Annotated in this window: 27 protein-coding genes; 7 read left to right on the top strand and 20 right to left on the bottom strand. The window is 61.1% G+C overall.

Annotated features, from left to right (window positions below):
* Positions 1 to 6: 6 nt before the first annotated feature.
* Positions 7 to 234 carry a hypothetical protein gene (locus KKY_RS04755; protein ID WP_014130173.1) on the top strand — a complete coding sequence of 76 codons (228 nt, stop codon included), beginning with the start codon at positions 7 to 9 and terminating at the stop codon, positions 232 to 234.
* Here KKY_RS04755 and glpD read toward each other — a convergent pair.
* The 7 genes from glpD to KKY_RS04720 all read right to left on the bottom strand — a co-directional run bounded on the left by glpD (position 231) and on the right by KKY_RS04720 (position 9,414).
* On the bottom strand, positions 231 to 1,739 hold the full coding sequence (glpD, locus tag KKY_RS04750) for a glycerol-3-phosphate dehydrogenase (RefSeq protein WP_014130172.1): 1,509 nt from the start codon (positions 1,737 to 1,739) through the stop codon (positions 231 to 233). The two genes, KKY_RS04755 and glpD, sit on opposite strands and share 4 nt — an antisense overlap.
* 77 nt (positions 1,740 to 1,816) lie before the next feature.
* On the bottom strand, positions 1,817 to 3,166 hold the full coding sequence (melA, locus tag KKY_RS04745; protein ID WP_014130171.1) for an alpha-glucosidase/alpha-galactosidase: 1,350 nt from the start codon (positions 3,164 to 3,166) through the stop codon (positions 1,817 to 1,819).
* Between the two features lie 2 nt (positions 3,167 to 3,168).
* Positions 3,169 to 5,181: an aldo/keto reductase gene (locus KKY_RS04740; protein WP_014130170.1), complete on the bottom strand. Its 2,013-nt coding sequence runs from the start codon at positions 5,179 to 5,181 to the stop codon at positions 3,169 to 3,171.
* A gap of 36 nt (positions 5,182 to 5,217) precedes the next feature.
* Positions 5,218 to 6,303, bottom strand: a complete 1,086-nt coding sequence (locus tag KKY_RS04735) for an ABC transporter ATP-binding protein (protein ID WP_014130169.1) — start codon at positions 6,301 to 6,303, stop codon at positions 5,218 to 5,220.
* Positions 6,304 to 6,371: 68 nt separating this feature from the next.
* Positions 6,372 to 7,208, bottom strand: a complete 837-nt coding sequence (locus tag KKY_RS04730) for a carbohydrate ABC transporter permease (protein WP_014130168.1) — start codon at positions 7,206 to 7,208, stop codon at positions 6,372 to 6,374.
* Positions 7,205 to 8,065 carry a carbohydrate ABC transporter permease gene (locus tag KKY_RS04725; protein ID WP_014130167.1) on the bottom strand — a complete coding sequence of 287 codons (861 nt, stop codon included), beginning with the start codon at positions 8,063 to 8,065 and terminating at the stop codon, positions 7,205 to 7,207. The genes KKY_RS04730 and KKY_RS04725 overlap by 4 nt, the downstream gene beginning before the upstream one ends.
* Positions 8,066 to 8,139: 74 nt before the next feature.
* Complete coding sequence (locus tag KKY_RS04720) at positions 8,140 to 9,414, bottom strand: extracellular solute-binding protein (protein ID WP_014130166.1); 1,275 nt, start codon at positions 9,412 to 9,414, stop codon at positions 8,140 to 8,142.
* A 94-nt stretch (positions 9,415 to 9,508) separates the two neighbouring features.
* Here KKY_RS04720 and KKY_RS04715 point away from each other — a divergent pair, with 94 nt between their 5' ends.
* Positions 9,509 to 10,405 (top strand): helix-turn-helix domain-containing protein, encoded by an 897-nt coding sequence (locus tag KKY_RS04715; protein ID WP_014130165.1) that lies wholly within the window; start codon positions 9,509 to 9,511, stop codon positions 10,403 to 10,405.
* Positions 10,406 to 10,440: 35 nt separating this feature from the next.
* On the opposite strand, the gene KKY_RS04710 is transcribed toward KKY_RS04715, so the two are convergent.
* Positions 10,441 to 11,382, bottom strand: coding sequence for a homocysteine S-methyltransferase family protein (locus KKY_RS04710; RefSeq protein ID WP_014130164.1), 942 nt, complete (start codon positions 11,380 to 11,382; stop codon positions 10,441 to 10,443).
* A 227-nt stretch (positions 11,383 to 11,609) separates the two neighbouring features.
* Here KKY_RS04710 and KKY_RS04705 point away from each other — a divergent pair, with 227 nt between their 5' ends.
* Entirely contained in the window at positions 11,610 to 12,263 is a 654-nt protein-coding gene (locus tag KKY_RS04705) for a TetR/AcrR family transcriptional regulator (RefSeq protein WP_014130163.1), read from the top strand.
* A gap of 62 nt (positions 12,264 to 12,325) precedes the next feature.
* On the opposite strand, the gene guaA is transcribed toward KKY_RS04705, so the two are convergent.
* Entirely contained in the window at positions 12,326 to 13,888 is a 1,563-nt protein-coding gene (gene guaA / locus KKY_RS04700) for a glutamine-hydrolyzing GMP synthase (RefSeq protein ID WP_014130162.1), read from the bottom strand.
* 628 nt (positions 13,889 to 14,516) lie between these two features.
* On the opposite strand from guaA, the gene KKY_RS04695 reads away from it, so the two are divergent.
* The gene (locus tag KKY_RS04695; RefSeq protein ID WP_014130161.1) at positions 14,517 to 15,398 is read left to right on the top strand and encodes an alpha/beta hydrolase; all 882 of its coding nucleotides are present in this window, start codon (positions 14,517 to 14,519) and stop codon (positions 15,396 to 15,398) included.
* Between the two features lie 83 nt (positions 15,399 to 15,481).
* Here KKY_RS04695 and KKY_RS19450 read toward each other — a convergent pair whose 3' ends face one another.
* The gene (locus KKY_RS19450; RefSeq protein WP_014130160.1) at positions 15,482 to 16,291 is read right to left on the bottom strand and encodes a hypothetical protein; all 810 of its coding nucleotides are present in this window, start codon (positions 16,289 to 16,291) and stop codon (positions 15,482 to 15,484) included.
* Positions 16,292 to 16,430: 139 nt separating this feature from the next.
* Complete coding sequence (locus KKY_RS04685; RefSeq protein ID WP_244404064.1) at positions 16,431 to 17,123, bottom strand: helix-turn-helix domain-containing protein; 693 nt, start codon at positions 17,121 to 17,123, stop codon at positions 16,431 to 16,433.
* Here KKY_RS04685 and KKY_RS20800 point away from each other — a divergent pair.
* Complete coding sequence (locus KKY_RS20800; RefSeq protein WP_244404096.1) at positions 17,073 to 17,321, top strand: hypothetical protein; 249 nt, start codon at positions 17,073 to 17,075, stop codon at positions 17,319 to 17,321. The genes KKY_RS04685 and KKY_RS20800 overlap by 51 nt on opposite strands.
* 35 nt (positions 17,322 to 17,356) lie before the next feature.
* On the opposite strand, the gene KKY_RS04675 is transcribed toward KKY_RS20800, so the two are convergent.
* The 6 genes from KKY_RS04675 to guaB form a co-directional block, all read right to left on the bottom strand.
* Positions 17,357 to 18,082 carry a helix-turn-helix transcriptional regulator gene (locus KKY_RS04675; protein ID WP_244404063.1) on the bottom strand — a complete coding sequence of 242 codons (726 nt, stop codon included), beginning with the start codon at positions 18,080 to 18,082 and terminating at the stop codon, positions 17,357 to 17,359.
* A gap of 226 nt (positions 18,083 to 18,308) precedes the next feature.
* The gene (locus KKY_RS04670; RefSeq protein WP_050811655.1) at positions 18,309 to 18,800 is read right to left on the bottom strand and encodes a TspO/MBR family protein; all 492 of its coding nucleotides are present in this window, start codon (positions 18,798 to 18,800) and stop codon (positions 18,309 to 18,311) included.
* A gap of 86 nt (positions 18,801 to 18,886) precedes the next feature.
* Complete coding sequence (locus KKY_RS04665) at positions 18,887 to 20,176, bottom strand: RsmB/NOP family class I SAM-dependent RNA methyltransferase (RefSeq protein WP_041528588.1); 1,290 nt, start codon at positions 20,174 to 20,176, stop codon at positions 18,887 to 18,889.
* The gene (locus KKY_RS04660; protein ID WP_014130154.1) at positions 20,176 to 20,541 is read right to left on the bottom strand and encodes a VOC family protein; all 366 of its coding nucleotides are present in this window, start codon (positions 20,539 to 20,541) and stop codon (positions 20,176 to 20,178) included. The genes KKY_RS04665 and KKY_RS04660 overlap by 1 nt, the downstream gene beginning before the upstream one ends.
* Positions 20,542 to 20,544: 3 nt before the next feature.
* Positions 20,545 to 20,979, bottom strand: a complete 435-nt coding sequence (locus tag KKY_RS04655) for an MAPEG family protein (RefSeq protein WP_014130153.1) — start codon at positions 20,977 to 20,979, stop codon at positions 20,545 to 20,547.
* Positions 20,980 to 20,983: 4 nt separating this feature from the next.
* Positions 20,984 to 22,483, bottom strand: a complete 1,500-nt coding sequence (gene guaB, locus KKY_RS04650; protein ID WP_014130152.1) for an IMP dehydrogenase — start codon at positions 22,481 to 22,483, stop codon at positions 20,984 to 20,986.
* 233 nt (positions 22,484 to 22,716) lie between these two features.
* Between guaB and KKY_RS04645 the strand changes: the two genes are divergently transcribed.
* Both KKY_RS04645 and KKY_RS04640 read left to right on the top strand, forming a co-directional pair.
* Positions 22,717 to 23,205 (top strand): DUF4126 family protein, encoded by a 489-nt coding sequence (locus KKY_RS04645; RefSeq protein WP_014130151.1) that lies wholly within the window; start codon positions 22,717 to 22,719, stop codon positions 23,203 to 23,205.
* Positions 23,202 to 24,575 (top strand): FAD-containing oxidoreductase, encoded by a 1,374-nt coding sequence (locus KKY_RS04640; RefSeq protein WP_014130150.1) that lies wholly within the window; start codon positions 23,202 to 23,204, stop codon positions 24,573 to 24,575. The genes KKY_RS04645 and KKY_RS04640 overlap by 4 nt, the downstream gene beginning before the upstream one ends.
* A 28-nt stretch (positions 24,576 to 24,603) precedes the next feature.
* Here KKY_RS04640 and KKY_RS04635 read toward each other — a convergent pair whose 3' ends face one another.
* The 3 genes from KKY_RS04635 to KKY_RS04625 form a co-directional block, all read right to left on the bottom strand.
* Positions 24,604 to 25,158, bottom strand: a complete 555-nt coding sequence (locus KKY_RS04635; protein WP_014130149.1) for a GFA family protein — start codon at positions 25,156 to 25,158, stop codon at positions 24,604 to 24,606.
* A 12-nt stretch (positions 25,159 to 25,170) separates the two neighbouring features.
* The gene (locus tag KKY_RS04630) at positions 25,171 to 25,584 is read right to left on the bottom strand and encodes a VOC family protein (RefSeq protein ID WP_014130148.1); all 414 of its coding nucleotides are present in this window, start codon (positions 25,582 to 25,584) and stop codon (positions 25,171 to 25,173) included.
* A gap of 91 nt (positions 25,585 to 25,675) precedes the next feature.
* Positions 25,676 to 26,416, bottom strand: a complete 741-nt coding sequence (locus KKY_RS04625; protein ID WP_014130147.1) for a glycosyltransferase family 2 protein — start codon at positions 26,414 to 26,416, stop codon at positions 25,676 to 25,678.
* Positions 26,417 to 26,489: the final 73 nt, after the last annotated feature.

The following is a 26,489-nucleotide window of genomic DNA, read 5'->3' as shown; positions in this document are numbered from 1 at the left end:
GAACCCATGACGCGGATTTCAAATCTTATAAGAGCAGTGTTCCGCCGTCGGCGCAACCGCCCGGATTACCTGGATGTATCGCGGCTCAACGAGCGGACGCGGATCGATCTCGGGCTGTTGCCGATGACAGATGCGGAACGGCTGGATGCCACAAGCCAGTCCGGCGATTTCAAGCGCAGGCGCGGTGCAATCGGCCGGATTTCGATAAGTCCGGCGCGTGGTGGGCTGATCTAGCCTGAGGCACGGAGGGCTTCGTAGATGTACGAATCGAGCGCAGAACGGTCGATCCGCGCGCCATGCAGGCCGAGCTTGGAGCGGCGCCAGAGAATGTCATCGGCGCTGCGCGCCCATTCGCGCTCGACCTGATAGCGTACCTCGGCGCCGGTCAGGCCGCAGCCGAAATCGGGACCGAGGTCTTCTGCCGTGCGGGCGTCACCAAGGATGGTTCGCGAGAGCGTGCCATAGGCACGGACGAACCGGCGGGCATTTTCGGTTGAGAGAAACGGGTAGCGAGTCTGCAAGTTCTCGACTTCGTCCGCAAAGCCGTCGACGGAGAAGTCTCCACCCGGCAGCGATGAGTGGGACGTCCACCGATCACCACGACGCCCGAGCGCGGTCTCGATGTGTTCGAGTGCGGATTCGGCGAGCCGGCGGTAGGTGGTCAGTTTGCCGCCAAAGACGTTGAGCAGGGTGGGCGTATCCCCGCCGCCCGTGTGCTTGAGGACATAGTCGCGCGTGGCTTCCTGGGCCCTGGACGCGCCGTCATTGTAGAGCGGGCGCACGCCCGAATAGGTCCAGACGATATCGTCTCTGCCGATGGGATCGCGGAAATACTGGTTGGCCGCCGCCAGCAGATAGTCGGTTTCGGCCGGGGAAATATCGACAGAGGCCGGATCGCCGTCGAAGTCCTGATCGGTGGTGCCGATCAGCGTGAAATCGCCCTGATAGGGGATGGAAAAGAAGATGCGGCCATCGGCGTTCTGGAAGAAAAAACAGCGCGGATCGTCATAGAGCTTGCGCACCACGATATGGCTGCCTTTGACGAGCCGCACGTCGTGGCTTTCATTGCCACCGATCAGCCCCGAAAGGACCTCGGAGACCCACGGTCCGGCGGCATTAACCAGCATGCGGGCCCGTACGGTTCGGGTATGGCCTGAATCGTCCTGGATGGTGATTTCCCAGTGGTCGTCGACCCGATGAGCCGAAATCATGCGGGTGCGGGTGTGGATTTCGGCGCCCCGGTCGGCGGCATCGCGGGCGGTCAATACGACAAGACGGGCGTCATCGACCCAGCAATCGGAATATTCGAAAGCCCGCCCCTGCCCCGGCTTGAGCACGGCGCCGAGGGGATCCTGGCGCAGGTCGCGCACCTTGGTGGCCGGCAGGCGCTTGCGGCCCCCGATGTGGTCGTAGAGGAAAAGGCCGAGCCGCAGGAGCCATGCGGGACGCAGACCCTTGTGATGGGGCAGCACGAAACGCAGCGGCCAGATGATATGCGGGGCCATGGCCCAGAGCACTTCGCGCTCCTTTAGGGATTCGCGCACCAGCCGGAACTCGTAATGTTCGAGATAGCGCAGGCCGCCATGAATGAGCTTTGTGGAGGCAGAGGATGTGCCCGAAGCCAGATCGTTCATTTCGGCAAGGCAGACCGAATAGCCCCGCCCTGCCGCATCGCGGGCGATGCCGCAGCCATTGATCCCACCGCCGACGATGAAGATGTCGAATACCGGGTCGCTCACCCGCGCCTCCAGGATTTCAAATCAGTGCCTGAAGCTCTCATACACCGGTAAATGTGCCATTGTTTTAACAAGTGCACTCAGCGCCGTGCCCATGCCGGTAGCATATCGCCATGGGCGGCGATGAGGTCATCGACCAGCGACCAGATCTGGTCGAGATCGAGTTCGGCGGCGGTGTGGGGGTCGAGCATGGCGGCGTGGTAGATGTGCTCGCGGTTCTCGGTGGTGAGCGCTTTGACCGTGAGTTCCTGCACGTTGATGTTTGTGCGCATCAGGGCGGTCAGTTGCGGCGGCAACGCGCCGATATGGGTGGGCTGGATGCCGTTGGCATCGACGAGACAGGGCACTTCGACCGCGCAGGAATCGGGCAGCGAGGCGATGGCGCCATTGTTGCGGATATTGCCGTAGATGACCGCGGGCTCGCCCGTCCAGATGGCGTTGACGATGGAGGAGGCGTATTCGTGGCTTTCCTCGATCTCGATGGTTTCGGCGGTACGGTAGCGTTCTGCCTGCTCTGTCCAGTCCTCGACCTGCTCGATGCAGCGCTTGGGGTATTCATCGAGCGGAATGCCGTATTTTTCGATCAGGTCGTCGCGGCCCGATTTGATGAACCAGGGCACGTATTCGGCGAAGTGCTCGGAGCTTTCGGTGACGAAATAGCCCAGCCGGGTCATCATTTCATAGCGCACCCTGTTTGGACAGCGCGGGTTCCAGTCGCTGGGCTTTGGGATTTTGCCGGCACGATAGCCTGCGAGGAGGTCCGGGTAGAGGTTCTTGTGGCTGCCGTCGGGCTGGCGCTGTTCGAGGGTCAGATAGCACGCCATGTGATTGATGCCGGCCGCCCTGTAGCGCAGCGTTTCGACGGGAATTTCGAGGTCGCGCGCCAGTTCTGCGGCTGTGCCCTGCACCGAGTGGCAGAGACCGACCTGGCGGATGGCGGGGTATTTTTCAGCGATGGCCCAGGTGTTGATGGCCATGGGGTTGACGTATTGGAGCAAGATGGCGTTGGGGCACAGCTCTTCCATATCGGCGCAGACCGCCCAGAGATGGGGGACCGTGCGCAGGCCGCGCATGATGCCGCCGATCCCCAGCGTATCGGCGATGGTCTGGCGCAGGCCGAAGCGTTTGGGCACCTCGAAATCGATCACGGTGGAGGGCTCATAGCCGCCGATCTGGAAGGCGACGATGACGAAATCGGCCCCGTCCAATGCAGCGCGGCGGTCGGTGTGGGTGGTGACTGTCGCTGGAGCGCCGAGCGTTTTGACCAGCTTTCCCGCCACCAGTTCGCTATCGGCAAGGCGCTGGGGATCGATGTCCATGAGCGCGATATGGGCACCGGCCAGCGGCTTGCGTTGCAGGACATCGCCGATGATGTTTTTCATGAAAACGGTCGAGCCGGCGCCGATAAAGGCAATTTTTGGGTTTGCCATTCTCAACGCTTTCCATCGCGCAGCCAGACGACGTCATCCGGTGTCAGGGTGATATCTAGGGCCTCAAGACTGTCATCGAGTTCGGCAAGGGTGCGCGGGCCGATGAGCGGGACCAAGGGGAATGGCTGATAGAGGCAATAGGCCAGTGCGACATGGATGGGTTTTTTGCCCAGCTTGTGCGCCAGTTCGACGGCGCGATCGCGGCGGGCGAAATTGGCGCCGGTGTACCAGGTCTCGACCAGTTCGGCATTTTCGGTCTTGTCGCGCCCGGCGCGGTCGGTGAAAAAGCCCCTGCCCTGGCTGGACCAGGCAAAGTTCGTCACCTGACGGTCCGAAAGCCATGCGCGCCAGCCATCATCCGAGGACGCGACGCAGCCGGGCCAGAGGGGCTTTTGCATCTCGGCCAGCGAGAAATTGTTCGAGAGAGCGCTGGGCGCCGTCTTGCCGGTGCGGGTGGCATAGGCGACGGCCTCGTCGAAGCGCTCACGCGTCCAGTTCGAGCCACCGAACGGCCCCCGGATGCGGCCCCGCCGGACTTCCGCGTCCATGGCATCGACGAATTCATCGACGGGCACGTCGATGTTGTCGCGGTGCATGAAATAGACGTCGACATGGTCGGTTTTGAGCTTGTTGAGGCTTATGTCGAGCTGTTTGGCGATCACGTCGGGATAGGTCAGCGGCGAGTGGGCACCCTTGCCGATCACCACGACATCGTCACGCACGCCGCGCGAGGCCTGCCAATCGCCGAACAGGGTTTCGGTGATGCCGTTGCCGTAGATGAAGGCTGTATCGAAGGCGTTGCCACCCTTTTCGTAAAAGGCATCGAGCAGGATCGCGGCGCTGGAAAAGGAGCGAAAGTCTTCAAAGCCGAGGGCAAGCCGGGAGATGGGCTTTTGAAGCCCGGGAATGGCAACGCGGCCGATCCGGTTGCCGCTGGTCAGCGTTTCCCCTTTCAGGGTTCTGGTGCGCAAGGCGGGCTTTTCGATCTCATATTCGAGGCCGGCTGTCTGGCGCCATTTGTCGAGGACACGCAGATTGCCCAGGGTATCGTCCCAACTCATGCCGGGGGCATCGAATTCGGTCTTTCCCGCGAGGATGGCCAGGCTGGCCGCTTCGGCCTCGAACGAATAGAGCCAACCGGCTTCGGCAACCTCGACCGGCTCGTGCGTGCCGTCGGGGCGGACGATGTCGATGATTGCGGTGCCGCCCTTGTGGCCAGTGGCGAACCAGAAATCGCGGATTTCGATGCGCCCCCCGGTGCCCAGGATGCGCAAGACATTGTCCTGGGCGAGCGAGACCGAGCAGGAGACTTCGGCCAGGATGCCGCCGGGGAATTTGAGCACCGCGGCGGCCCACTCATCGACGCCGGACTGGCCCAGATGGGCGACACCGGACACGGTTTCGGGTTCGAGGAAAGGCCTGCCGTTCGCAACTCCGGCGATCAGGCGGGCCATGGAAACCGGGTAACACCCGACATCGAGGATGCCGCCACCGGCCAGTTCGTTGGCATAAAGGCGGTGTTCGGGGTCGAAGCGCGGCATGGCGAAGCCGAAGCTCGACTTGATGGCGCGGACTTCGCCGATTTCGCCGGCAGCGATCAGGTCGATCAGCTTTTGCGTCATGGGGTGGACGCGATACATGAACGCTTCGCCCATGAAGGTTTTCGCCTTGCGGGCTGCGTGGAACATGGCATCGGCCTCAAAGGCGGTCAGGCCCATGGGCTTTTCGCACAGCACATGCTTTTTCGCTTCGGCGGCCTTGATCGCCCATTGGGCGTGCTGGGGATGCGGGGTGGCGATATAGACGGCATCCACATCGGCGTCGGCGAGCAGAGCGTCGTAACCGTTGAGCACACGGGCGCCGGGGAAATGTTCGGCGTAATCGGGCTTATCGGGATTGCGCGCGCCCAGAGCCACCAGTTCGCCCGACTGGCTGTGGGCGAGACCGCCGGCAAAGGCGCGGGCGATGGATCCCGGTCCGAGGATGCCCCAGCGGACTTTTTGCTGTTGCGACATGAGAGAATCTCTTTCTGAAATGAGAGGTCTTGGGTATTAGCGGATACGGTCGCCCTGGCTATCGAACAGGTATGCCCGGCCCGGGGGAATGGTGACGGTCAATTCTGTGCGGCCCATTTCAGATCGCGATTGCTCGCGCTCGATGATCAGTTGCTCGCCGGTCTTCATATTTGCATAGACGAAACTTGTTGCCCCGAGATGTTCGGCGACATCGACGTCGACGGTCAATGAAGCGCCCTCCCCCGCGCTGCCCCCGAAATGCTCGGGACGGATGCCCACGGTAACAGCATCGCCGGCATTGAGCGACTGATTGACCGGCAGAGAAAGCCGGGGCGAGCCGTGCTTTTCGATCTCGACGGTGACGCTGCCGGGGCCGGCGTCGATCACCCTGGCGGCCATGAAATTCATGCGCGGAGAGCCGACGAAACCGGCAACGAACCGGTTGGCGGGATCGTCATAGAGATCGAGCGGCGCACCGACCTGTTCGACGCGGCCATCGCGCAGGACGACGATCTTGTCGGCCAGTGTCATGGCCTCGGTCTGATCATGGGTGACGTAAATCATGGTCGTGCCCAATTCCTTGTGCAGCCGGGCGATTTCCACCCGCATCTGGACGCGCAGTTCGGCGTCGAGATTGGACAGCGGTTCGTCGAACAGGAAGACTTCGGGCTGGCGCACGATGGCGCGACCGATGGCGACGCGCTGACGCTGGCCGCCCGAAAGCTGTTTGGGGCGGCGGGCAAGCAACGGTTCGATCTGGAGGATCGCGGCGGCGTTTGAAACGCGGCGGGCGATATCGTCCTTTGGGCGCCCATTCATGCGCAGGCCGAAGGACAGGTTCTGTTCCACACTCATGTGCGGGTAGAGCGCGTAGGACTGGAACACCATGGCGATGCCGCGATCGGCGGGCTCAATATCGTTGACCATCGTCCCACCGATGGACACCTCGCCATCGGAGATATCCTCGAGCCCGGCGATCATGCGCAGGAGCGTCGATTTTCCACAACCCGACGGGCCGACAAAAACGACGAACTCGCCATCGTCGACCGTGAGGTCGACGCCATGGATGACTTCGACGGCGCCGAAGCGCTTCTTGACGGCATTGAGTGTGACACCAGCCATGACTTTTCCTATTTAGTTGTCGCGCTTCCGAACCGAAAAAGTGGTGTCCACTTTTTCTGGAAGCACTCCTATTTGATTGCGCCAGCGGCGATGCCGGCGACGAAATGGCGTTGAAGTACGACGAAGACGACGAGCATGGGGATGGTCAAAACGACCGCGCCGGTCATGATGCCGCCCCAGGAGACGCGGGTGAGCCCGATCAGCGAGCCCAGCGCCACGGGTGCCGTCATCATGTCGGGGCGGTTGTTGATGAGCAGCGGCCAGAGATAATTGTTCCAGCTCGCAAGGAACAGGATGATGCAGAGCGCCGCGATGGTGGGGCGCGCCATGGGCAATGCCACGCGCAGGAAGATCTGCCATTCCTTGACGCCCTCGACGCGGGCTGCATCGAAAAGTTCAGACGGCATCATCGAGAACGACTGGCGCATGAAGAGCACGCCGAGGGAATTGAACAGCGGCGGCACGATAAGCGCGAACCAGGTGTTACCCAGCCCGAAATCGCGGGCGACCATAATGAACTGGGGGATGACGACGACGAAATAGGGCAGCGTCAGGGTGCCCAGGATAATGGCGAGGACCAGACCCTTGCCGGCAAAATTATAGCGCGCCAGCGCCCAGCCGGCCATCGAGGTCAGCATGACCGAGAGAATTGTATAGACCAGCGCCACGACAATCGAAACGAAGACCGTGCGCAAGAAGCCTGTGTCGGCTTGCAGAAGAGAAAAATTCTCGGCGAACCGGTCGGCGGGCAACAGGGTGAGGTTGGCGGAAAAGATCGCGTTTTCGGGTTGGGTCGAAAACACCACCATCATCCAGATGGGAAACAGCCAGACGAGCGCCAGCGGCACGAGAACGGCGTGCAGCCCGACGGTTCGCAGCAGCGTGGTTTGCGACTTCGATCTCATTTGGGGTCCCTCCCCAGCCAGAAATTGAGCGCCGAGATGACCACCGCAATCGCTGCGATGGTATAGGCGACCGCCGAGGCATAGCCGAAATTGAGAACGGTAAAGCCCTGGCGGTAGAGGAACAGGCCGAGCGTTTCGGTGGCGCCGCCGGGACCGCCGCGATTGGTGATGAGGAAGGGTTCGGCAAAGAGCTGCATGGTGCCGATGACCGAAAGCACCACGCAGACCAAAATGATGGGACGCAGCAGCGGCAGGGTGATGAAAAAGAACTGTTTTGTCTTTGAAACCCTGTCGAGGGTTGCGGCCTCATAGACATCTTCTGGGATCGATTGAAGGCCGGACAATATGATGATGGCATTGTAGCCGACCCAGCGCCAGGTGACAGCCATGATGATGAGCGCCATGGCGGCGGTGGGGTTGGAACTCCACGAGACCGGAGCCACGCCAATAAGGCCGAGCAATTTGTTGATGACGCCGAAATCGGCCTGGAACATCAGGCGGAAGACGGCGGCATAGGCGACCTCGCCAACGACGACGGGAGCGAAAAAGGCGAAGCGCATGATGCCGCGCGCCCTGAGCAGTTGCGAATTGAGCAGGACGGCGAGCAGCGTCGCGAGCGCGATCATCACAGGCACCTGGATGACCAGGATGATCATTGTGTTCTTGAAGGCGTTGAAGAAGGCCGGATCGATAATCAACCGGCCCCAATTGAAGGTGGGGTTGAAGGTCCAGGGCTGAACGCGGGTCGCGAGGAAAGAGAGATAGAACGAATAGATGATGGGCCACACCCAGAAGGCGGCGAAAATCAGCAGATAGGGCGTCAGAAATCCGTACGCCGTTCGCGTCGTCGCGCGCATGGCCCCGCTCCTCCTCGGTGTTCCCTTGCCGGCGCGCGGGCCGAGGTCCGCGCACCTGTTCTCCTCTGGAACGATTATTCCGCTATCGGCAGGCCGGTGACCAGCGCGATCTGGTTGGCGGCATCGTCGAGGGCAGCCTGGGCGTTTTCATAACCGCCATTGATATATTGGGTCTGGACGGCCTGAACGATGGCCTGGGCGTCGCCGAAGAAGGGCGTGCCGCGACTGGGGACGACGCGATCGAGCGTTCCCAGAATATCGACCCAGATGGCCTGATCGCCCCAGAAGGGCTGGCCCTCCTCGACGTAAGGATCTTCGAGCGCCGAGAGCAGCGAAGGCACGAGGCCGAACTCGCGCAGCATTGTCACCTGGCCCTCGTTCGTGCCGAGGGTGTAATTGACATAGGCCCAGGCGGCTTCCTTGTTGTCCGAGGTGTTGGTGATGGCGAGGGCCGAACCGCCGAGGTTGGCGGCGCGCGGGCCGTCTTCGGTCACCGACGGCATTTCGTAAACGCCCCAAAGACCTTCCTGTTCGGGGGCGTTGGAGCGGATTGTGCCTTCGTACCAGCCGCCGAAGAGCTGGCTGGCGACGGTTTCGGCGCGGATGGCCTGAATGCGTTCATCCCAGTTGCCGGCGACGAGAATGCCGGCATCGGCCATATCCTTCACCGCTTCGAGGGCAGCGACGCAGCCGGACTGGCTGACCGCGATGGAGGTGCCGTCACCAGTGAAGAATCCGCAGCCCTGTTCGTTGGCGAGCATGCGGAACCATTCGGTATCGCCGTTGAAATCGGCCTGGGCCATCACGACACCGGGGTTGGCTTCGGCCACCGCCTGTCCTGCTTCGATGAAGTCGGCCCATGTGGTGATCGACGCAGGATCGACCCCGGCGTTCTCATAGAAGTCGCGGCGGTAGAACATGGCGACGGGACCGGAATCCCAGGGCATTGCATAAGCAACATCGCCAACTTCGAGTTCGGTGCGTTTGAAATCTGGGAAGCCGACGGCCAGCTCCTCGGTGTAGCCAAGATCGCGCAGATTGGCAAAGCAGTCGGGGAACTGGTTCCAGAAGATTTCCGCTTCCCCGTTTTCAATCGAGATGACATCGGGCAGGCCCGAACCGCCCGCTGCGCAACCGGCCAGCGTCCGGTCGAAAACCTGCTGGTTGCCAAGATCTTCGACGGTGACGGTGACATCGGGATATTGGGCGTTGAAGCCCTCGATTGTCGATTGCAGCGACGAGGCGGCAACGTCCCAACTCCAGACCGTGATCTCGCCGGACTGGGCAAGAGCGCCGCCCGTCATGCCGAGGACAAGCGCAAGCGATGCGCATCCTGTGGTAAGACGCATTGATATTCCTCCCATTTGTGTTGCCCGATGCACGGGCCGGTTTTAAACTACACAGTTCACAACCGGCGTCTCACGAAAAGGGAAGAGGGAGTCGTTGGAAAGTAAGATCGGCCAGAAACGCTACTGGAACCCGCTCAAAAGCACTGTCGAGGGCGTGCCCAACCAGCTCGTCATCAGCCATGAGCAGCCGGGTATCATGCCGACGGCGCATTGGCATGCGCAGGTCGAGATCAACTACGTGTTTTCCGGAACCGTCGACTATCAGATGCAGGGGCATTGCGTGCATCTGGACGCGGGCGATCTTTGCCTGTTCTGGGGCGGCCTGCCCCATCAGGTGCTCGACACCAGCGAAAACGCGATGTTCATCGCCATTCATCTGCCGCTCGTGCACTTTTTCAGGCTCCGACTGCCGGCCGATATCCAGCAAAGGCTGATGCGCGGCGCAACCCTTCTGGCAGCCGAGCATGACGAGGGGGACGACAGGTCCTTTGCGCGCTGGTCGGACTATCTACGCTCGGACGACCCGGTGAAGGTCAGCCACGCCATCGACGAATTGCTGCTGCGGATCGAGCGCATCCAGTTCGACCGCTACAATCTGCTCGATGCGGCAACGACCGACACGGCGCCATCGGAGGCGCCCGACCGGCAGAGCTTCCAGAACATCGGGGAAATCTGCTTTTATATCGCCGAGAATTTCCGGCACGATATCGATTCGAGCGCAATCGCGTCCTCGGTCGATATCCATCCCAAATATGCCATGAGCGTTTTCAAGAAATCGACCGGGATGACGCTCAATGAATATGTGAGCCTGCTGCGCCTTTCCTATGCGCAGGCGCTGCTGCTGCGCGGCGATGTCAACGTGCTGCAGGTCGCCATGGATTCAGGCTTCGGCTCGCTCTCGGCTTTCAATTCGAGCTTCCGCAAGCTGGCGGGCATGAGCCCGTCCGATTATCGCCGCTCCATACGGGACCGGCATGGCGGGCAGTGCTGAGGCCCGCCAGGCAGGCGGGCCACAGGGCTCACTGATCAGTTCGGCGCGACGGCCTCACCGATGGCGGCCAAATGCCGGTGATCGGTTCCGCAGCACCCTCCGAGAACGCGCATCGATGGGAACGCGCTCGTCAGCGCCTTGTAGTGCCCACTCAACCCGACGATATCGCCGATATCGAGCGTGTCGGAGTCATCGAGTTCGGAGTGGCTCTTGGCGGACGCATTGGCGCGGATTCCGCGTATGCGCCCGACCCAGGCTTCGTCCCGCTCGAGCGCCTGCTCGAAATGGGTCGGATGGGCGCAATTGACCATGTAGTAGGCCGGCGAGGCGCCGGTGGCCTCCTCTGTCGCTTCTATGGCCGCGCGAAGCGTGGTGCCATCGACAAGCTTGCCGTCGGTCTCGACGGTGAAGGACACCACGCACGGCACATCGGCCGCCTTGGCGGCCAATGCGATACCCACCGCTTCGTTCACAGTGTTCATGGTGATGGCCGAGACCATATCGACCTGCGTGCCGGCGAATATTCCGACCTGAAAGGCGTGGTAGTCCCGGGCCTCGGCAACGTCCATGCGACCGGCCTTGTAGCCATCGCCACGCGGGCCGATGGCCCCATTGAGCACGATCGGCGTCGTGGGGGTCTCCCACCTGCCGCGCAGCCCGGCGATGAGTTCGACGGCAGCAATGTTGACCGCGGTCAATCGGTCGGCATCGAAACCAAGCGACCTGCCCCAATCGAGACTGGCCCGCCAGGTGGCGGTATCGAGCAGGAATCCGACACCCCTGTCGCGCGCTATTGGCAGGAACTTCTCGTAGTATCTGACCAGTTCGGCGCGCCCGCTCTCGCTTTCAAGCAGCACGAAGGCAGCAAACTGGGGCAAATCGACCCCTTGCAGGAATATGAGCGCGGTTTCCATTCCGCCATCACTCAAAAACAGCCTGCCATCGGCTTGCGGCAGGGCCTGACGATATTTCGACATTGTAATTTCTCCTCGATCTTTCATGGACGACGACTGCGTCCTTCAGGGCCGGCTTGTCCCAGATCGCATGCGGAAAAACTAGAAAACGCGTGGTACTGCGCGTGAGGCGCGCCACATTTCGCCGTAACGCCAAAGGGTTACGTATTGTCTGGTGGAGCGCGGCCGAAACCGCCTATAGTATCGGCCTCGCGTTTTCGTACCGCAAGTACAGTTTTCGGAGGCCGACCATGCGCAAGGGTGAGGCAACGCGCGAACGCATTCTGGAAGTGGCGGAGGCATCGGTGCTGGCCAAGGGGTTCGGCGCGACTTCCATCGAGGAGGTGATCGCGGAAGCCGGCATTACCAAGAGCGGGTTCTTTTATCATTTCAAGGACAAGAACGAACTGGCGCATCAATTGCTGCGCCGATACCTGACGGAAGACCAGCGCATCCTCGATGAGGTTTTCGGCCGTGGTGCCGAACTGTCCGACGATCCGCTGCAAGCCTTCCTTATCGGGCTCAAGCTTCTGGCCGAGCTGATGTCGGACCTGCCGGGCGGCCATCCCGGCTGCATGATCGCCTCGATCTGCTACCAGGAACGGCTCTTCGATCGTGGTGTCGTCGCGCTCAACCGCGAAGCGATCGAAAGCGTCAACGCGCGCATTTTCGGACATCTGGAGGCTATAGCCGCCACCTGTCCGCCGCGCGAGCCCATGGATATTGCCGTGATGGCGGAAATGCTCTCCTGCGTCATCGACGGGGGCATCATCATGGCAAAGGTCACGAACGACCCCGAACGCCTGGTTCAGCAGATCCTCGCCTACCGGGCGTTCATCAAGTTGCAGTTTTCCGCGTCAGCCGACGCCGCCGCTTCCGGCAACAGGACGATCGAAGCCGCATAGGTGTTTCCTCGTCCCCATGGCCGGTCATGCCCCGGCAGGATGCGGGTTCTGGCGAACCCGGCTCACTCCCACTCGATGGTTCCCGGGGGCTTGGAGGTCACGTCATAGACGACGCGGTTTATGCCCTTGACCTCGTTGATGATCCGGGTGGCGGCACGACCGAGGAAATTCATGTCGAAGGCGTAGAAATCGGCCGTCATGCCGTCCACGGAGGTGACGGCGCGCAAGGCGCAGACACTTTCATAGGTGCGACCGTCGCCCATGACGCCCACCGTCTGAACCGGCAGCAGCACGGCGAAAGCCTGCCATATCGTATCGTAGAGCCCGGCCTTACGGATCTCGTCGAGATAGATGGCATCGGCCTGACGCAGGATATCGAGTTTTTCGCGTGTGACGCCGCCCGGCAGCCGGATGGCGAGGCCGGGTCCGGGGAACGGATGGCGCCCCACGAAATGCTCGGGCAGGCCCAGTTCGCGTCCCAGCTTGCGCACTTCGTCCTTGAAGAGTTCGCGCAGGGGTTCGACGAGCTTCATGTTCATGCGCTCGGGCAGCCCGCCCACATTGTGGTGGCTCTTGATGGTGACCGAGGGCCCGCCGGTAAAGGAGACCGATTCGATAACGTCGGGATACAGCGTGCCCTGGGCGAGAAATTCGACGCCGCCGATCTTGTGCGCTTCTTTTTCGAAGGTCTCGATGAACAGGCGGCCGATGATCTTGCGCTTGGCCTCGGGTTCGACAACCCCCTCCAGCTCGCCGATAAATTCCTTCGAGGCATCAACATGTACCAGCGGGATATTATACTGATGCCTGAACATTGAGACGACTTCATCGGCCTCGTTCTTGCGCAGCAGGCCGTGGTCGACAAAGATGCAGGTAAGCTGGTCGCCGATCGCCTCATGGATGAGTATGGCGGCCACCGAGGAATCCACGCCGCCCGACAGGCCGCAAATGACCTTCTTGTCCCCCACCTGTTCGCGTATGGCGGCCACTGCCTGTTCGCGATAGGCGGCCATGGTCCAACTGGCGTCGCAACCACAGATCTTGTGCACGAAATTGGCGTAGAGCCTGGCGCCATCGGGCGTGTGATAGACTTCGGGGTGGAACTGGACGCCGAAGAACTTGCGCTCCTCGTTGGCGATCATGGCGAAGGGGGCGCCGGGTGAGGTCCCGACCACGGCAAAGCCGTCGGGAATTTCGGAAACCTTGTCGCCGTGGCTCATCCACACCTGGTAGGAGTGATCGAGCTCCCAGACCCCGTCATAAAGCGAACAGTCCTTTTCGATCCGCACTTCGGCGCGACCGAACTCGCGGACATAGCCCGGCTCCACCACACCGCCGAGTGCAACGCACATGGCCTGCTGGCCATAGCAGATGCCGAGTACGGGCACGCCATACTCAAGCAGCTTCCGATCGACCTGGGGTGAGCCATCCTCGATGACGCTGGCCGGGCCGCCCGAGAGGATGATGCCCCTGGGTTTGAGCGTTTCGAGCTTGTCGGCGGCGGAGCTGAAAGGGTGGATTTCGCAATAGACCCCGGTCTCGCGGACCCGGCGGGCGATGAGCTGGGTGACCTGGGAACCGAAATCTACGATGAGGATGGTATCGGTGGGCGCGTCGTTCTGCATGGCGAGCCTTTAATTGGAATCGGGCGTTCAGGCAATGGGGAGAGCGACCTGAAACGCGACAATCCCGATGGGCGCAAATAATGCAACCCCTTTTGCAACTCACAGGCGGCTTTGACGTTGTTAGGGCAAGTGGCAGGCAGACGGTCGACCCGTCGGGCGGCCGAGTGAAAACGGGTTCTGCGCGGTCCCCCAAGGCGTCCCACTCCGCGCAATCCCGGTCAAAAGGCCAGTTGCGGTCCCATGCCCTCAGGCCTTTTGCAGCCACCCCGGATGTCCCTCGCATCCGGGGTGGTTCATTTTTTTCCCAACAACTCGCGGGTGGAAAACGGAACACGGATTTGCCCTGATTGTTACCGTTTGGGGACAAATCCAGCACAACCGCGCGCGCCGCATGCCCGGACATGCGCATTTATCCTTGTCGACACCCGAGCAATCTTTCTAGCGTCTGAATTGCCATTCCGACATGGAGGAACGCGTCGGGGAGGTCGGGCGGATTGCCCGTGGAGGCCACTACAGCGTCAAAAAGACACATGCCGGTCGGCGCATAGACCGACCCGCCGCCGGAAGCGGCCTCTCTCCCCTGGCACTCGCCAGGGGCAACAAGACCTGTTTGTTTGAGGAGCTTACAATGAATGCGATTTTTCGCCTGACCCTTTGCGCTTCGGCGACGCTGGTTCTGGCCACCCCTGTCCTGGGCCAGTCGGTGCAGCGCCTAACGTTCGAGTCCGAAGCGCTGGGCCGGGCCTTTCCTTACACCGTCTATCTGCCCGCGGGCTATGAGGACGGAGACCTCGATTATTCGGTTCTGTATCTGCTGCACGGGGCCAACGGCAATGAACAGAACTGGGTGACCAGCGGAAAGGTGGTTCCCACGCTCAACGCATTGATCGCCGATGGCGAGATCCCCCCCGTTGTGGTCGTCATGCCGGGTGGGGGCAATAATTGGTGGGCCGATGGAAACGACGAGCCGATGCAGACGGCATTTTTCGACGACCTGATCCCCCATGTCGAAGACCAATACAATGTAATCACCGAGCGGTCGGGCCGCATGATCGCGGGGCTTTCGGCGGGCGGATTCGGCACCACAAATTTCGTGCTGCAGTATCCCGACATGTTCGTTTCGGCCGCGGCATTGAGCCCCGCCGTTTATGACCCGACGCCGCCGTCGCATTCGTCGGCCCATCGTTCCGTGGTTTTCCAAACCGATGGAGCCTTCGATCAGGAGGTGTGGGACAGCCTGAACTGGCCCAGCTTCATTGAAGGATATCTCGAACAGGATACGGTGGTGCCGCTCTATATCAACTCAGGCGATCACGACACCTTCGACATTGCCTATCATGCCGCGGTTCTCTACCAGCGCCTGCGTGAGCATCAGCCTACCAATGTGGAATACCGGGTTGTGGATGGTGACCATGAATGGTCGGTATGGGCCGACACCATCGGCGACGCGGTTTCGTACATGACGGGCTACGCAAGTTGGCCGCGAGCCCGCGACGCCGAAGTCAATTAATCCCAGGCAATGAAAATCCGCGCATTTGGGGGAAATGCGCGGATTCTCTCGTCAACGAGTGGCCCTTTGTTTGTGAGAGCCGCTTAGAAGACGAAGACCGTCAGGCTCGAGGACTGGCGGGTGACGCCAAGCACGCGGCTCGTGTCATAGCTGGAGCGGCTCAGCGAAGCGGCAACGAGAGGATCGGACCGCAGCAGGTTCTGGAGCTGCTGATATTTGCCGCTGCCGGCAAAGTAATCGGCGATATAGGAGCGGATATCAGGGCAGACACGCAGAGCCTGGATCTGGATGTTGCTGGCATTGTCCCAACCCGAAAGGGTCGACTGCTCGAACATCTGGATCAGGGTGTAGGGGTCGACGCCCATGCAGCTCGGATCGGAGCTGGCGAAGCGGCTGCCGTTGTTGTTGTTGTTGTTGCCACCGCCGTTTCCGCCGCCGTTGACACCACCGTTTCCGCCGTTGCCACCATTGCCGCCGTTTCCGCCGTTGCCACCATTCCCGCCGTTGCCGCCGTTACCACCATTGCCGCCGTTTCCACCGTTGCCGCCGACACCGACATCGACATCGAGAATGTCGTCGTCGCCGCCAACATCGACATTGGCGGTCACGTTGTCATCGAGCAGACCGGCATCCACGCCGAGAACGCTGTCGCGACCGGCGTTGACATTGGCATTGGCAAGCGAACCGCCCTCGCCGTCGTCGAGAACTTTCACGTCCAGAACATCATTGTCTCCGCCGCCCAGGCGAACCTTGGCCGTGTCGTCCAGCAGATTGATTTCGAGCCCGTCATCGGTGCTGATATCAAGGAGACCACCAAGCTGGGCCTGCGCAACTTGCGTGGCTCCGAAAGACAGAAGAACGGCAATCGACGCCGTCGTTAGAAACTTTTTCATAACTCGCCTCCAAAATTGCCCCCAAATCATCGAGGGGTAAAGTAATTCGCGAGTCGACTATGGCGCAGCTTCAAACTTGACGTTTGCTCGTAGTTGATATCGGTGGCTATTTTTACCTGACTTTAATGTGACGTTCACCCTACTCAACTGCATATAGTAACGTCGTTTCTCCGCTTCCGGTCTCATCGTGCAACTCGATCGCCGGATCTTCGGTCACCGCCATGGACCGCCGGTAAAACAGGCTGTCGCCCACATCGACATAGCTTTGCCGACGGTCGTACAGCCGGGCCGGGAAGCGGTATCCGGCATATTCGCGCTCGCGGCTGAGAACCAGGTGCAATCCCTCGGGTGCCTGGCGCATATCCACGGCCTCAACGCGGTTGACCACCACGCAGCAATCGTAGCGCACGAGCCCGTCCGGATCGGCACGCCAGTCGTTGTAAATCAGTCCCACCCGCCGCAGCGGCGCGGAATAGCGGTCGAGCACGTCACCGAATCGCACAAGGAAATCGTCCCAGAATCCGTCGATGTCCTCGGAATAGCCCCGATAGCGCTTGGCCAGAAGCAGGAGCGGCATGCCGTCATCCACTTGAACGAACTGCGCGTTCCTGACCGGCGCGACCGCGGTGCGCTCTCGTCCATATGCGGTTCTGTAGCGACCGGGAAGGATGCCGAAAAACCGGTCGAACACGCGGGTGAATGCAGCCTGGCTCGCATAGCCCACGGCAAATCCGATGCGGCCGATCGGCTCGCGCGACCATTGCAGACGCAGGGCGGCCGCGTGCATGCTGACCCTCCGGCGATACGCCCCGGGCGGTTCGCCGACCGCGATGGCGAATGTGCGATGAAGGTGATGGTGGGAGATATCGAGTTGGCGCGCTATGGCGCGAATATACTCGACCGCACCATCATCTATGCCGGACTCTATCGACCTGACGGCCTTTTCGACCAGAAATTGAGTTTCGATTCCCTGAAGCATCCCGCAAGGATGCTCAACCTTGAAGGGGCCGTTTGCTCACAGTTGATCTGAGCACCTATTTTTGGCTGACGTTGGTGTGAATTTCACTACTCAACCGCATAAAGCAGCGTGGTTTTTCCGCTTCCCGCCTCATCGAACACCTCGATTGCGGGGTCCTCCGTCACGTCCAGCGACCTGCGGTAGAACAGATTGTCGCCCACCTCGACATAAGCCTGCTTGCGGTCGTAGCTTTGCGCCGCAAAACGATACCCTGCATATTCACGCTCCCGAGTGAGCACGATATGCAATCCGTCGGGGGGATTTTGCATGTCCAGAGCTTCCACATCGCTGACGACTGCGCCGCAATCATAGCGAACGAGGTTGTCGGGATCGGCACGCCAGTCGTTATAGATCAGCCCCACCCGACTCAGTGGCGACGAGTAGCGGCCCAGCACCGGCCCGAAGCGCGTCAGAAAATCGTCCCAGAAATCGTCGATCTCTTCGATATGTCCCCGATATCGCTTGGCAAGCAGCAACAGAGGCAAGCCATCATCCGCGCGCACGAACTGGGCATGATCGACGGGCGGGAGGGCGAGACGCGCCCGACTGTAGGCGGTTCTGTAGCGCCCGGGCAGTATGCCGAAAAACCGCTCAAATACGCGGGTCAGGGCAGCCTGGCTTGCATAGCCCACCGCATATCCAATGCGGCCGATCGGCTCACGCGACCATTGCAGCCTCAAGGCGACGGCGTGCATGCTGATGCGCCGCCGATACGCGCCGGGAGGCTCCCCGACCGCCGCCGCAAACGTGCGGTGGAGGTGATGGTGCGATATGTTGAGTTGGCGGGCAATGGCGCGAATATAATCGACAGCGCCATCGTCGATGCCAGATTCTATGGACCTGACAGCCTTCTCAACTAGAAATTGTGTTTGGGTTCCTGGCAACATCCCAAAAGGATGCCGCTTTCAAATTTGACTATTAATAAGATGGGAGGGGCAGTTTTATTCAAACTTTATATTGTTTTTTACGCGCTATTTGCCATGTGAACAGGATTTATACTTACGTATTCAGCACGATGAGAGATGCATTCAACAAAGTTGCAAAACTCACCCAGGCCGCGTAGGGCACGAAAAGCAGGGCAGAAACCCTGTCATTGCGCCATCTGTTAACACTATAGGCAAGGATCAGCACCAGCATCGGGACGATGATCGCCAGGGCCAGCCACAGACTTTGCGCGGCAAAAAAGGCCGGTGACCAGGCCCAGTTCAAAATCATCTGTCCTGTCCAAAGCGCCATCGCAGCGCTGAAGGGCGCTGCAAGAAACGTTCGCCATCCCGCAACTGCAATAAGCACATAGAGCGTGAACCAGACCGGCCCGAATATCCAGTTGGGCGGGTTGAAGGGTGGCTTCTCCAGTCCCGCATACCAAGGTCCCGGCGCTGTCTGGGTGCCGATAAGAGCGCCCACGCCAATGACGACGACCAAAAAGACCCCCAGCGTCACGAGGGCGCGGGGTCGTTTTATGTCCAACGGTGGAGAAGCATGTGTCATGCCCCTTAAACGCAACCCAATTCAAATTGGTTCACTCGGGGCGGATATGACGATGGCCAATATTTCAAATACCTCCCTCGACCGGCTCAATTGCGCCGGAGCACGGTACAGAAAAAGCCGTCGGTATCGGTGGTGGCGGGGGTGAGCGTTATCGCGTCCGGGCCGGTGCTGAGGGGGTTGGGCGCATGGGGAAACAGGCTGTCCCAGCGCGCCGTCAGCGAAACCGGCTCGAAGCCGGTGTGGCGTTCGAGAAACGCTGCAATCTGGTCATCGTTTTCCTGCGGAAGGATCGAGCAGGTGATGTAAACGAGTTCACCGCCTGGTCTTACAAACCGGGTCGCCTCGTCAAGCACCTGAATCTGGTCTGCGAGCCGCGCTTCGAGCTGGGCCGGCGAGAGCTTCCATTTTGTATCCGGACGGCGGCGCCATGTGCCCGTACCGGTGCAGGGGGCATCGATCACGACACGGTCCATCTTGCCCACCAAATCGTCGAGTGCTCCGGTATCGGGGTTGCGAACCTGTGCGTTGCGCACGCCATTGCGCTTTAGGCGCTCATGGATCGGGGCAAGCCGCGTCCGCTGGGTGTCATAGGCGAAAATCTGCCCGGTATTGCCCATGGCGGCAGCCAGGGCGAGGGTCTTGCCCCCTGCCCCGGCGCACAGATCGAGCACCTGCTCGCCCATTTGCGCGCCGGCCAGCAGGGCCACAATCTGACTCCCCTCGTCCTGAACCTCGAACCAGCCTTTCTGATAGCCCTCATCGGCCTGCACATTGGCGGTGCGGGCATCGTTGGGGCCGGATGGCAGGCGGAGGCCGTCCGGCGCAATGGCGGTTGGCTGCGGGGCGAAGCGGGAAAGGGATTTTTCCACACGGGTGCGTTCGGCTTTCAGACGGTTGACGCGCATGTCGAGCGGCGGGCGTGTGGCCATGCCCCTGCCCTGTTCGACCCAATCGGCACCGAAATTGCGCTCGAGTGGCGCGGCCAGCCATTCTGGCACGTCGGCCTTCACGTGATCGGGCGCGGCGTCAAAAACAGAGTCGGAAGAAAGCCTTAGCGCCTCGGCCTCCGAAATCGATTCCGGTGCGAACCTGTCGGTGCTGAAGTCCTGGTTGAGAGCGTTAATGTCCTGATTCCAGTCCTTGACCGCAACCGAGAGGACCAGGGCGCGGGGCGTATCTTCGCCCATGCGCCAGGCATGGCTGGCCCGCTTGCGCAGTGCATCGTAAACCAGGTTGCCAATGGCGGCGCGATCGCCCGCCCCTGCAAAACGGTGCTCGAGTGCCCAGCCCTTGAGGGCTTCAGAAGCGGGCCGCTTGCGCGCTTCCATATCGGCGAGCACTTCGATGGCAGCGGCCATTCGTCCGGGAAGACGCATCAGTTTGCCTCGCCAAACGAACAGACGTTGACGCGGACACCGGAGATATCGATAAAATCGAACCAACGCATTGACGGGGCGTCGTGGATCTCCGTCACCTCCCGGCCATCGGCGATGAGCGCGTTTCGGAGCGCCTCCGGATCGGGGCTGAAGAGATTGAACGCGACATAAGTGTTGCTGATCGTATCGGTCGGAATCAGCGTCAGGGCGGTTGCCTTTGCTTCTCCGTCATCGAACCGCAGCCCGATATAGCCGCCCGAGCGGAATATCTCGGTCATTGAAAACATGCGGGCGTACCATTTGGCGGCACCGTCGGTATCCAGTGCCGGAACGAAAATGGTGTCGATACGCGTTGCCAGAGCCATAGGTCAGACCGTTTGAAATGCGAGGACGAGACGCACAAGGATTGTAATCCAGAGTGCGATGAGAACGAGGAAGCCGAAAGCATAGGCGAAGAAGCGCCTATAGACGTGATTGGACGTAACATGGATTGCCGCGTGGACAATCCGGCTGGCAACGAACGCCCAGGCCAGCACCGCTTCCGGCCAACCCGCGCCGAGATAGAGCGCGATCCCGATACCGATCGCAAACAGCACCGGAAGCTGGAACTGGTTGTCGACGGCGTTGGAGGCCTTTCTCGCCGTCTCGGGCCATGGGCTCTTGTCGAGCGCGATATCGCGCACCGCTATCTTCTTTTCCATGACCAGCGGCACACGTCGCCGGCCGAGGACAAAAAGCAGCGCCAGGGTCAGCGCACCCTGCATCCACAGCGCAAGCAGGATCAGCAGGGTGGCGAGACTCATGAGGCTACTTTCCGCGATAGTTGGGGCTCTCGCGTGTAATCGTCACGTCATGGACGTGGCTTTCGCCCAAGGCGGCGGAGCTTATCTTGACGAACGTGGCCTCGCGCCGGAAAGTTTCGAGATCCCTGGCGCCGGTGTAGCCCATGGCGGCCCGCAAGCCGCCGGCGAGCTGATGCAAAACGGCACCGGCCTGCCCCTTGTAGGGCACAGCGCCTTCGATCCCTTCGGGCACCAGCTTCATCTGATCGCTGACTTCCTGCTGGAAATAGCGGTCCGCCGAGCCGCGCGCCATGGCACCGACCGAGCCCATGCCGCGATAGGATTTGTAGGAGCGCCCCTGGTAGAGATAGACCTCACCGGGGCTTTCATCGGTGCCGGCAAGCAGGGAGCCGACCATAGCCACGGATGCGCCGCCGGCCAGTGCCTTGGCCAGATCACCCGAGAACTTGATGCCTCCATCGGCGATCACCGGAACACCCTGCTTGTCGGCCTCTTCGGCACAAGCCATCACGGCTGCAAGCTGGGGCACGCCGACCCCTGCAACGATGCGGGTCGTGCAGATCGAGCCCGGGCCGATGCCAACCTTGATCGAATCCGCGCCCGCATCGATCAGCGCCCTGGTCGCCTCTGCGGTCGCCACATTGCCGGCGACGATACGGGTGGAATTGCTCTCGCGCTTGACGCGTTCGACGGCCTCGGCGACACGGACGGAATGGCCGTGCGCGGTATCGATAACCAGCAGATCGACGCCGGCTTCAATCAGCGCCATGGAGCGCTCGTAACCCTGGTCGCCCGTTGTTGAAGCGGCGGCGACCCGCAGGCGGCCCTGCGCGTCCTTGATGGCCGAGGGGTGAAGCTGGGCCTTTTCCATATCCTTGACGGTGATGAGCCCGATGCAGTTGTTGTGCTCGTCGACGACGAGCAGCTTTTCGATGCGGTGCTGGTGCAAAAGCCGCTTGGCTTCTTCCTGGCTCACGCCCTCGCGCACGGTGATGAGCTGGTCGCGGGTCATGAGATCGGAAATCTTGTGGCGATCGTTGGAGGCAAAGCGCACGTCGCGATTGGTGAGGATACCCACCAGCTTGCCGTTATTGCGCCCGCCGGTGCCGCCATTGGCGACCACGGGAATACCGGAAATCTTGTAGCGGTCCATGAGCGCATAGGCATCGGCCAGTGTCGCGTCGGGGCCGATGGTGATGGGATTGACCACCATGCCGGATTCGAAATGCTTGACCTGTTTGACCTGTTCGGCCTGCTGCTCGGGGGTGAGGTTGCGGTGGATCACGCCCATCCCGCCCGCCTGCGCCATGGCAATCGCCATACCGGCTTCAGTGACGGTGTCCATGGCCGAGGACAGGATCGGCAGATTGAGCGCTATGTCCTTTGTGACATAGCTCCTGATGTCGACATCGGTCGGCAGCACGTCCGAACGGGCGGGCTGGAGCAGCACGTCGTCAAATGTCAGTGCCGCATCACCAGTGATTGAGGAAATAATCTTCGCCAAGGCCAGCCCCTTTCGTGCCCTTCATCATGGAACGGATGAATGTCGATGGTTTAGCGTGCCGCGCCATCGGATTTATGACCGATCCGCCGTGCCCGCATTGTCCGCTTGGCCGGCGCGGGAGGTAGACTCACACCGGCTTTGGGTTGGCGAGGGTCATTAACACCGAGTCAGGACTTTGGGAAGTGGGTGACGCCATCCCATCTCGCTTCGCACCGGAACAGGTGCTAATCTGGATGCTTCAATTTGAGGGCATGGACATGATCTTCCTCTTTTCTCTCGTACTTGGAATTGTTGCAGGGTTGCGGGCGATGACGCCGGCCGCGGCCCTGAGTCTGGCGGCTTTTCTGGGCTGGATCGACCTGTCGGCCACGCCGTTTGCATTTCTCGGCCATCCGATTGCGCTTGTGATCTTCACACTGGTCGCGCTGGGCGAATTCGTCACCGACCAATTGCCGCAGACGCCCAGCCGCAAGGTGCCTGTCCAGTTTGGTGCCCGGGTCGTCATGGGCGCGCTGGCGGGCGGCGTTCTCGGCCTGCCCTCGGGCATGTGGATCGGCGGGGCCATCGCGGGGATCGTCGGCGCGATCATCGGCACGCTGGGTGGCTATGAAGCCCGGAGACGCCTCGTGGCATCCAATGGCGGCAACGACCGGCCCATCGCGCTGCTCGAGGATGCAATCGCCGTGATCCTCGCCCTGCTTGTCGTGTGGCTGGCGGCATGACGGAGCGGTTCGACGCCATCGTTATCGGCGCGGGCCAGGCCGGCCCATCGCTTGCCGCGCGGCTGGCCGGGCAAGGCCAAAAGGTCGCGCTGATCGAGCGCAAGCTTTTGGGCGGAACATGCGTGAATACCGGCTGCACGCCGACCAAGACCATGGTGGCAAGCGCCTATGCCGCCCATATGGCCCGCCGGGCGGCCGATTATGGCGTTACGCTTTCCGGGCCGGTGGCTGTGGATATGGCGGCGGTCCGGCGCCGCAAGGACGGGGTGGTCGAAGCGTCCCGCTCGGGCCTTCGCGACTGGCTGACCGGGACCGAAAACCTAACGCTGATCGAGGGGCACGCGCGCTTTGTCGACGACCATTCCATCACCGTGGGCGAGCGCACGCTCGAAGCGCCGCGCATTTTCCTCAATGTCGGGGGACGTGCTGTCATTCCCGATTATCCGGGCATCGACGATATCGACATCCTGACCAACAGCACCATTCTGGAATTGTCGGAGGTGCCACGCCATCTCGTGGTTGTGGGCGGGGGCTATATCGGGCTGGAATTCGCGCAGATGTTTGCCCGGTTCGGCAGCAAGGTCACCATAGTCGAGCGCGGCGACCGGCTGGTCAAACGCGAAGACGAAGACGCTTCGCAAACCGTCGCCGACATTCTTACCGCCGAGGGCATCGACATCAGGCTCAATGCCGATTGCATCGCCTTCTCACGGTCCGGCGAAGGCCCCGTCGTGAAAGTCAATTGCACGGAGGGTGCCCCGGCGATCACAGGCTCTCATGTGCTCGTGGCCATCGGGCGCAAGCCCAACACCGACGATCTCGGGCTCGACAGGACCGGCATCGCGACGAACGACCGGGGCTATATTATCACCAATGAACGGCTTGAAACCTCTGTCGAGGGTATCTGGGCGGTGGGCGATTGCAACGGACGGGGCGCGTTCACGCATACGGCCTATAACGACTACGAAATCGTGGCCGACAATCTGGATGGCGCGAACCGTTCGGTCGAGGCGCGAACCGATGCCTATGCCCTCTACACCGACCCGCCGCTGGGCCGCGCCGGCATGACGGTGGCAGAAGCCAAAAAGCACGGCCATCGCGTGCTTGTCGGCAAGCGCCCCATGACGCGGGTGTCGCGTGCCAAGGAAAAAGGTGAAAGCGCCGGCTATATGAAGGCCGTCGTCGACGCAGACAGCGGCAAAATTCTCGGCGGGGCGATTTTCGGGGTTGGCGGCGACGAGGCGATCCATGTGCTGCTCGACGCGATCGCGTCAGGCATGAGCTATACGGACCTTAAACGCATCATGCATATTCACCCCACGGTCAGCGAGCTTATCCCGACGATCCTGGGAGAACTGGAGGAGGCGTAGCGGCATTGCCGCCCGCCTCGATCCGGCTCTATGCAGCAATATCTGCAAGGGTCTTGTCGGGCTGTGACAGCGCGATGACCGGCGATTTGAACCCCATGGCGATCCATGCGCCCAACAGCCGGGCAAAAAAGCCCGCCGTCCTGAGCTTTCCTGCGGGAATGTCGTCATCCAGCGGCGGCAAGCCCTGGCGATCGGAAACGACCGTCCTTAATGCCGGTGGCGGCAATGAGCCCTCGGGCCACAGGCTGCTGTAGAAACTGAGCCAGTGCCCATGCTGGAACTCCAGGAAAATCGCCGTGTTGCAGCATGACGCCAGGACGCGGCGCGTTGGAGAGTCCGTCCTGATCCGGTAGGCGGCAAGCAGGTCCAGCCCCTTGTCGAACACGACCCTGTCCTTGCGGTAAAGGACGAAGGGGGTGCCGCCGTTGGGGCTGAGCATGGGGCGGGCCAAGGGCAGCGCCGCGAGCGCTTCGCCCGCGGTGCGGCAACTCGTGCAGTGGCATTCCGTGGAAATGAACGGTTCCTTGTGGAGGGTCAGGGACACCTGGCCGCAATCACAGCCTATCTCGTGGGTATCGGACATATCGATCCTCCCCTATTGAGCGCCCGACGCCTCGTCCATGTTCATCCAGACCGGTTCGAAGATGTTCCCATCGGGATCTTCGAAGGCGCGGCCGTACATGAAGCCCAGGTCCTGGGTTTCGCGAATGTCGGTCCTGCCACCGTTTTCGGCCGCGCGTCTGTTGATATCATCCACCGCTTCGCGGCTGTCCATAGACAGCGCAATCAGGACACCCGCCGTCGAATGGGCGTCAGGGATGGTCTTGGTCGTAAAGGTCGAGAAATAGGCATGCGTGAGAAGCATGAATACGATTTCCTCGGACCAGACCATGGACGAGACATCGTCATTGGAGAACATCTCGTTCCTGGTGCAGCCGATGGCCTCGTAGAAACGGGTCGCGACGGCGAGGTCAGAGACCGGGATATTGAGAAATATCATCTTGGGCATTGTGTCGTCCTCAAATGTTCTGGCGGGCAATCGGCCCCACAGAATTAAGACGGATCAGCATCGCCGATCCCGACACGCTGGCATAGACTTTTTATTCGCGGATGTCCTGATAGTCGACCGTGGCCGGCTTTCCCCTGAACGTCATGGAAAAGAAGTTCTTGGCATAGACCAGACCGGTCCGGATGATGCCCTCCTTCTCGATCCGACGGCCCGAAGTGTTCATGCGCAGCCTGTGGGTCCATTTGACCGGACCGATCCTGGAGAGCCGCACGGCAACGTCGGTGTCCTCCCCGTAAAAAGCGATGGTGCGGTCATAGCCGCCGGCCTGCTCCCACGCCCAGCGCCGGAAGACAAAATTGCCGCCATGGATCACCGAACCGACGCGCAGGACGAAGCGGTTGACGATATAGGTGAGGTAGGTGAACCAGTAAAACACCTCGACCAGCGCGAGCTGGGATCGCTTGAGATCGTAATAATGATAGGGGCCGGACACGCAGACGAGTTTGGGCTGTTTTTCAAATTCATCGAAAACGGTGGTCAGCCAGCCCGGAGGCACCATGGTATCGGCATCGATATTGGCAACGAGATCGTAGCCCGCGGACGCCGCAAATCCAGCCGCACGCGCATGGACCAACCCCTTGTTGGTTTCCTTGACCACGGTCACCCCGGCGTATGACGAAGCGATCTCATTGGTGCGGTCAGTCGAGGCATTGTCGACCACGATCACGTCCGCAGGATGCCCGCTGCGCCTGATTTCAGCCATCACCGCATCGAGGCACTGACCGATCATTGCCTCTTCATTATAGGCGGGGATTACGAAAACAAGCCGCATGCAGCCTCTCGGAAATTGATGTGAGTGTCGCCCGATAAACTGGGAACACCCTCACTTGTCAACGCGATAAAAG

It is taken from the genome of Pelagibacterium halotolerans B2, from assembly GCF_000230555.1.
Classification (GTDB): Bacteria; Pseudomonadota; Alphaproteobacteria; order Rhizobiales; family Devosiaceae; genus Pelagibacterium; species Pelagibacterium halotolerans.
The sequence above is the reverse complement of the archived record's forward strand: the minus strand, read 5'-3'. Positions and strand labels throughout refer to the sequence as shown.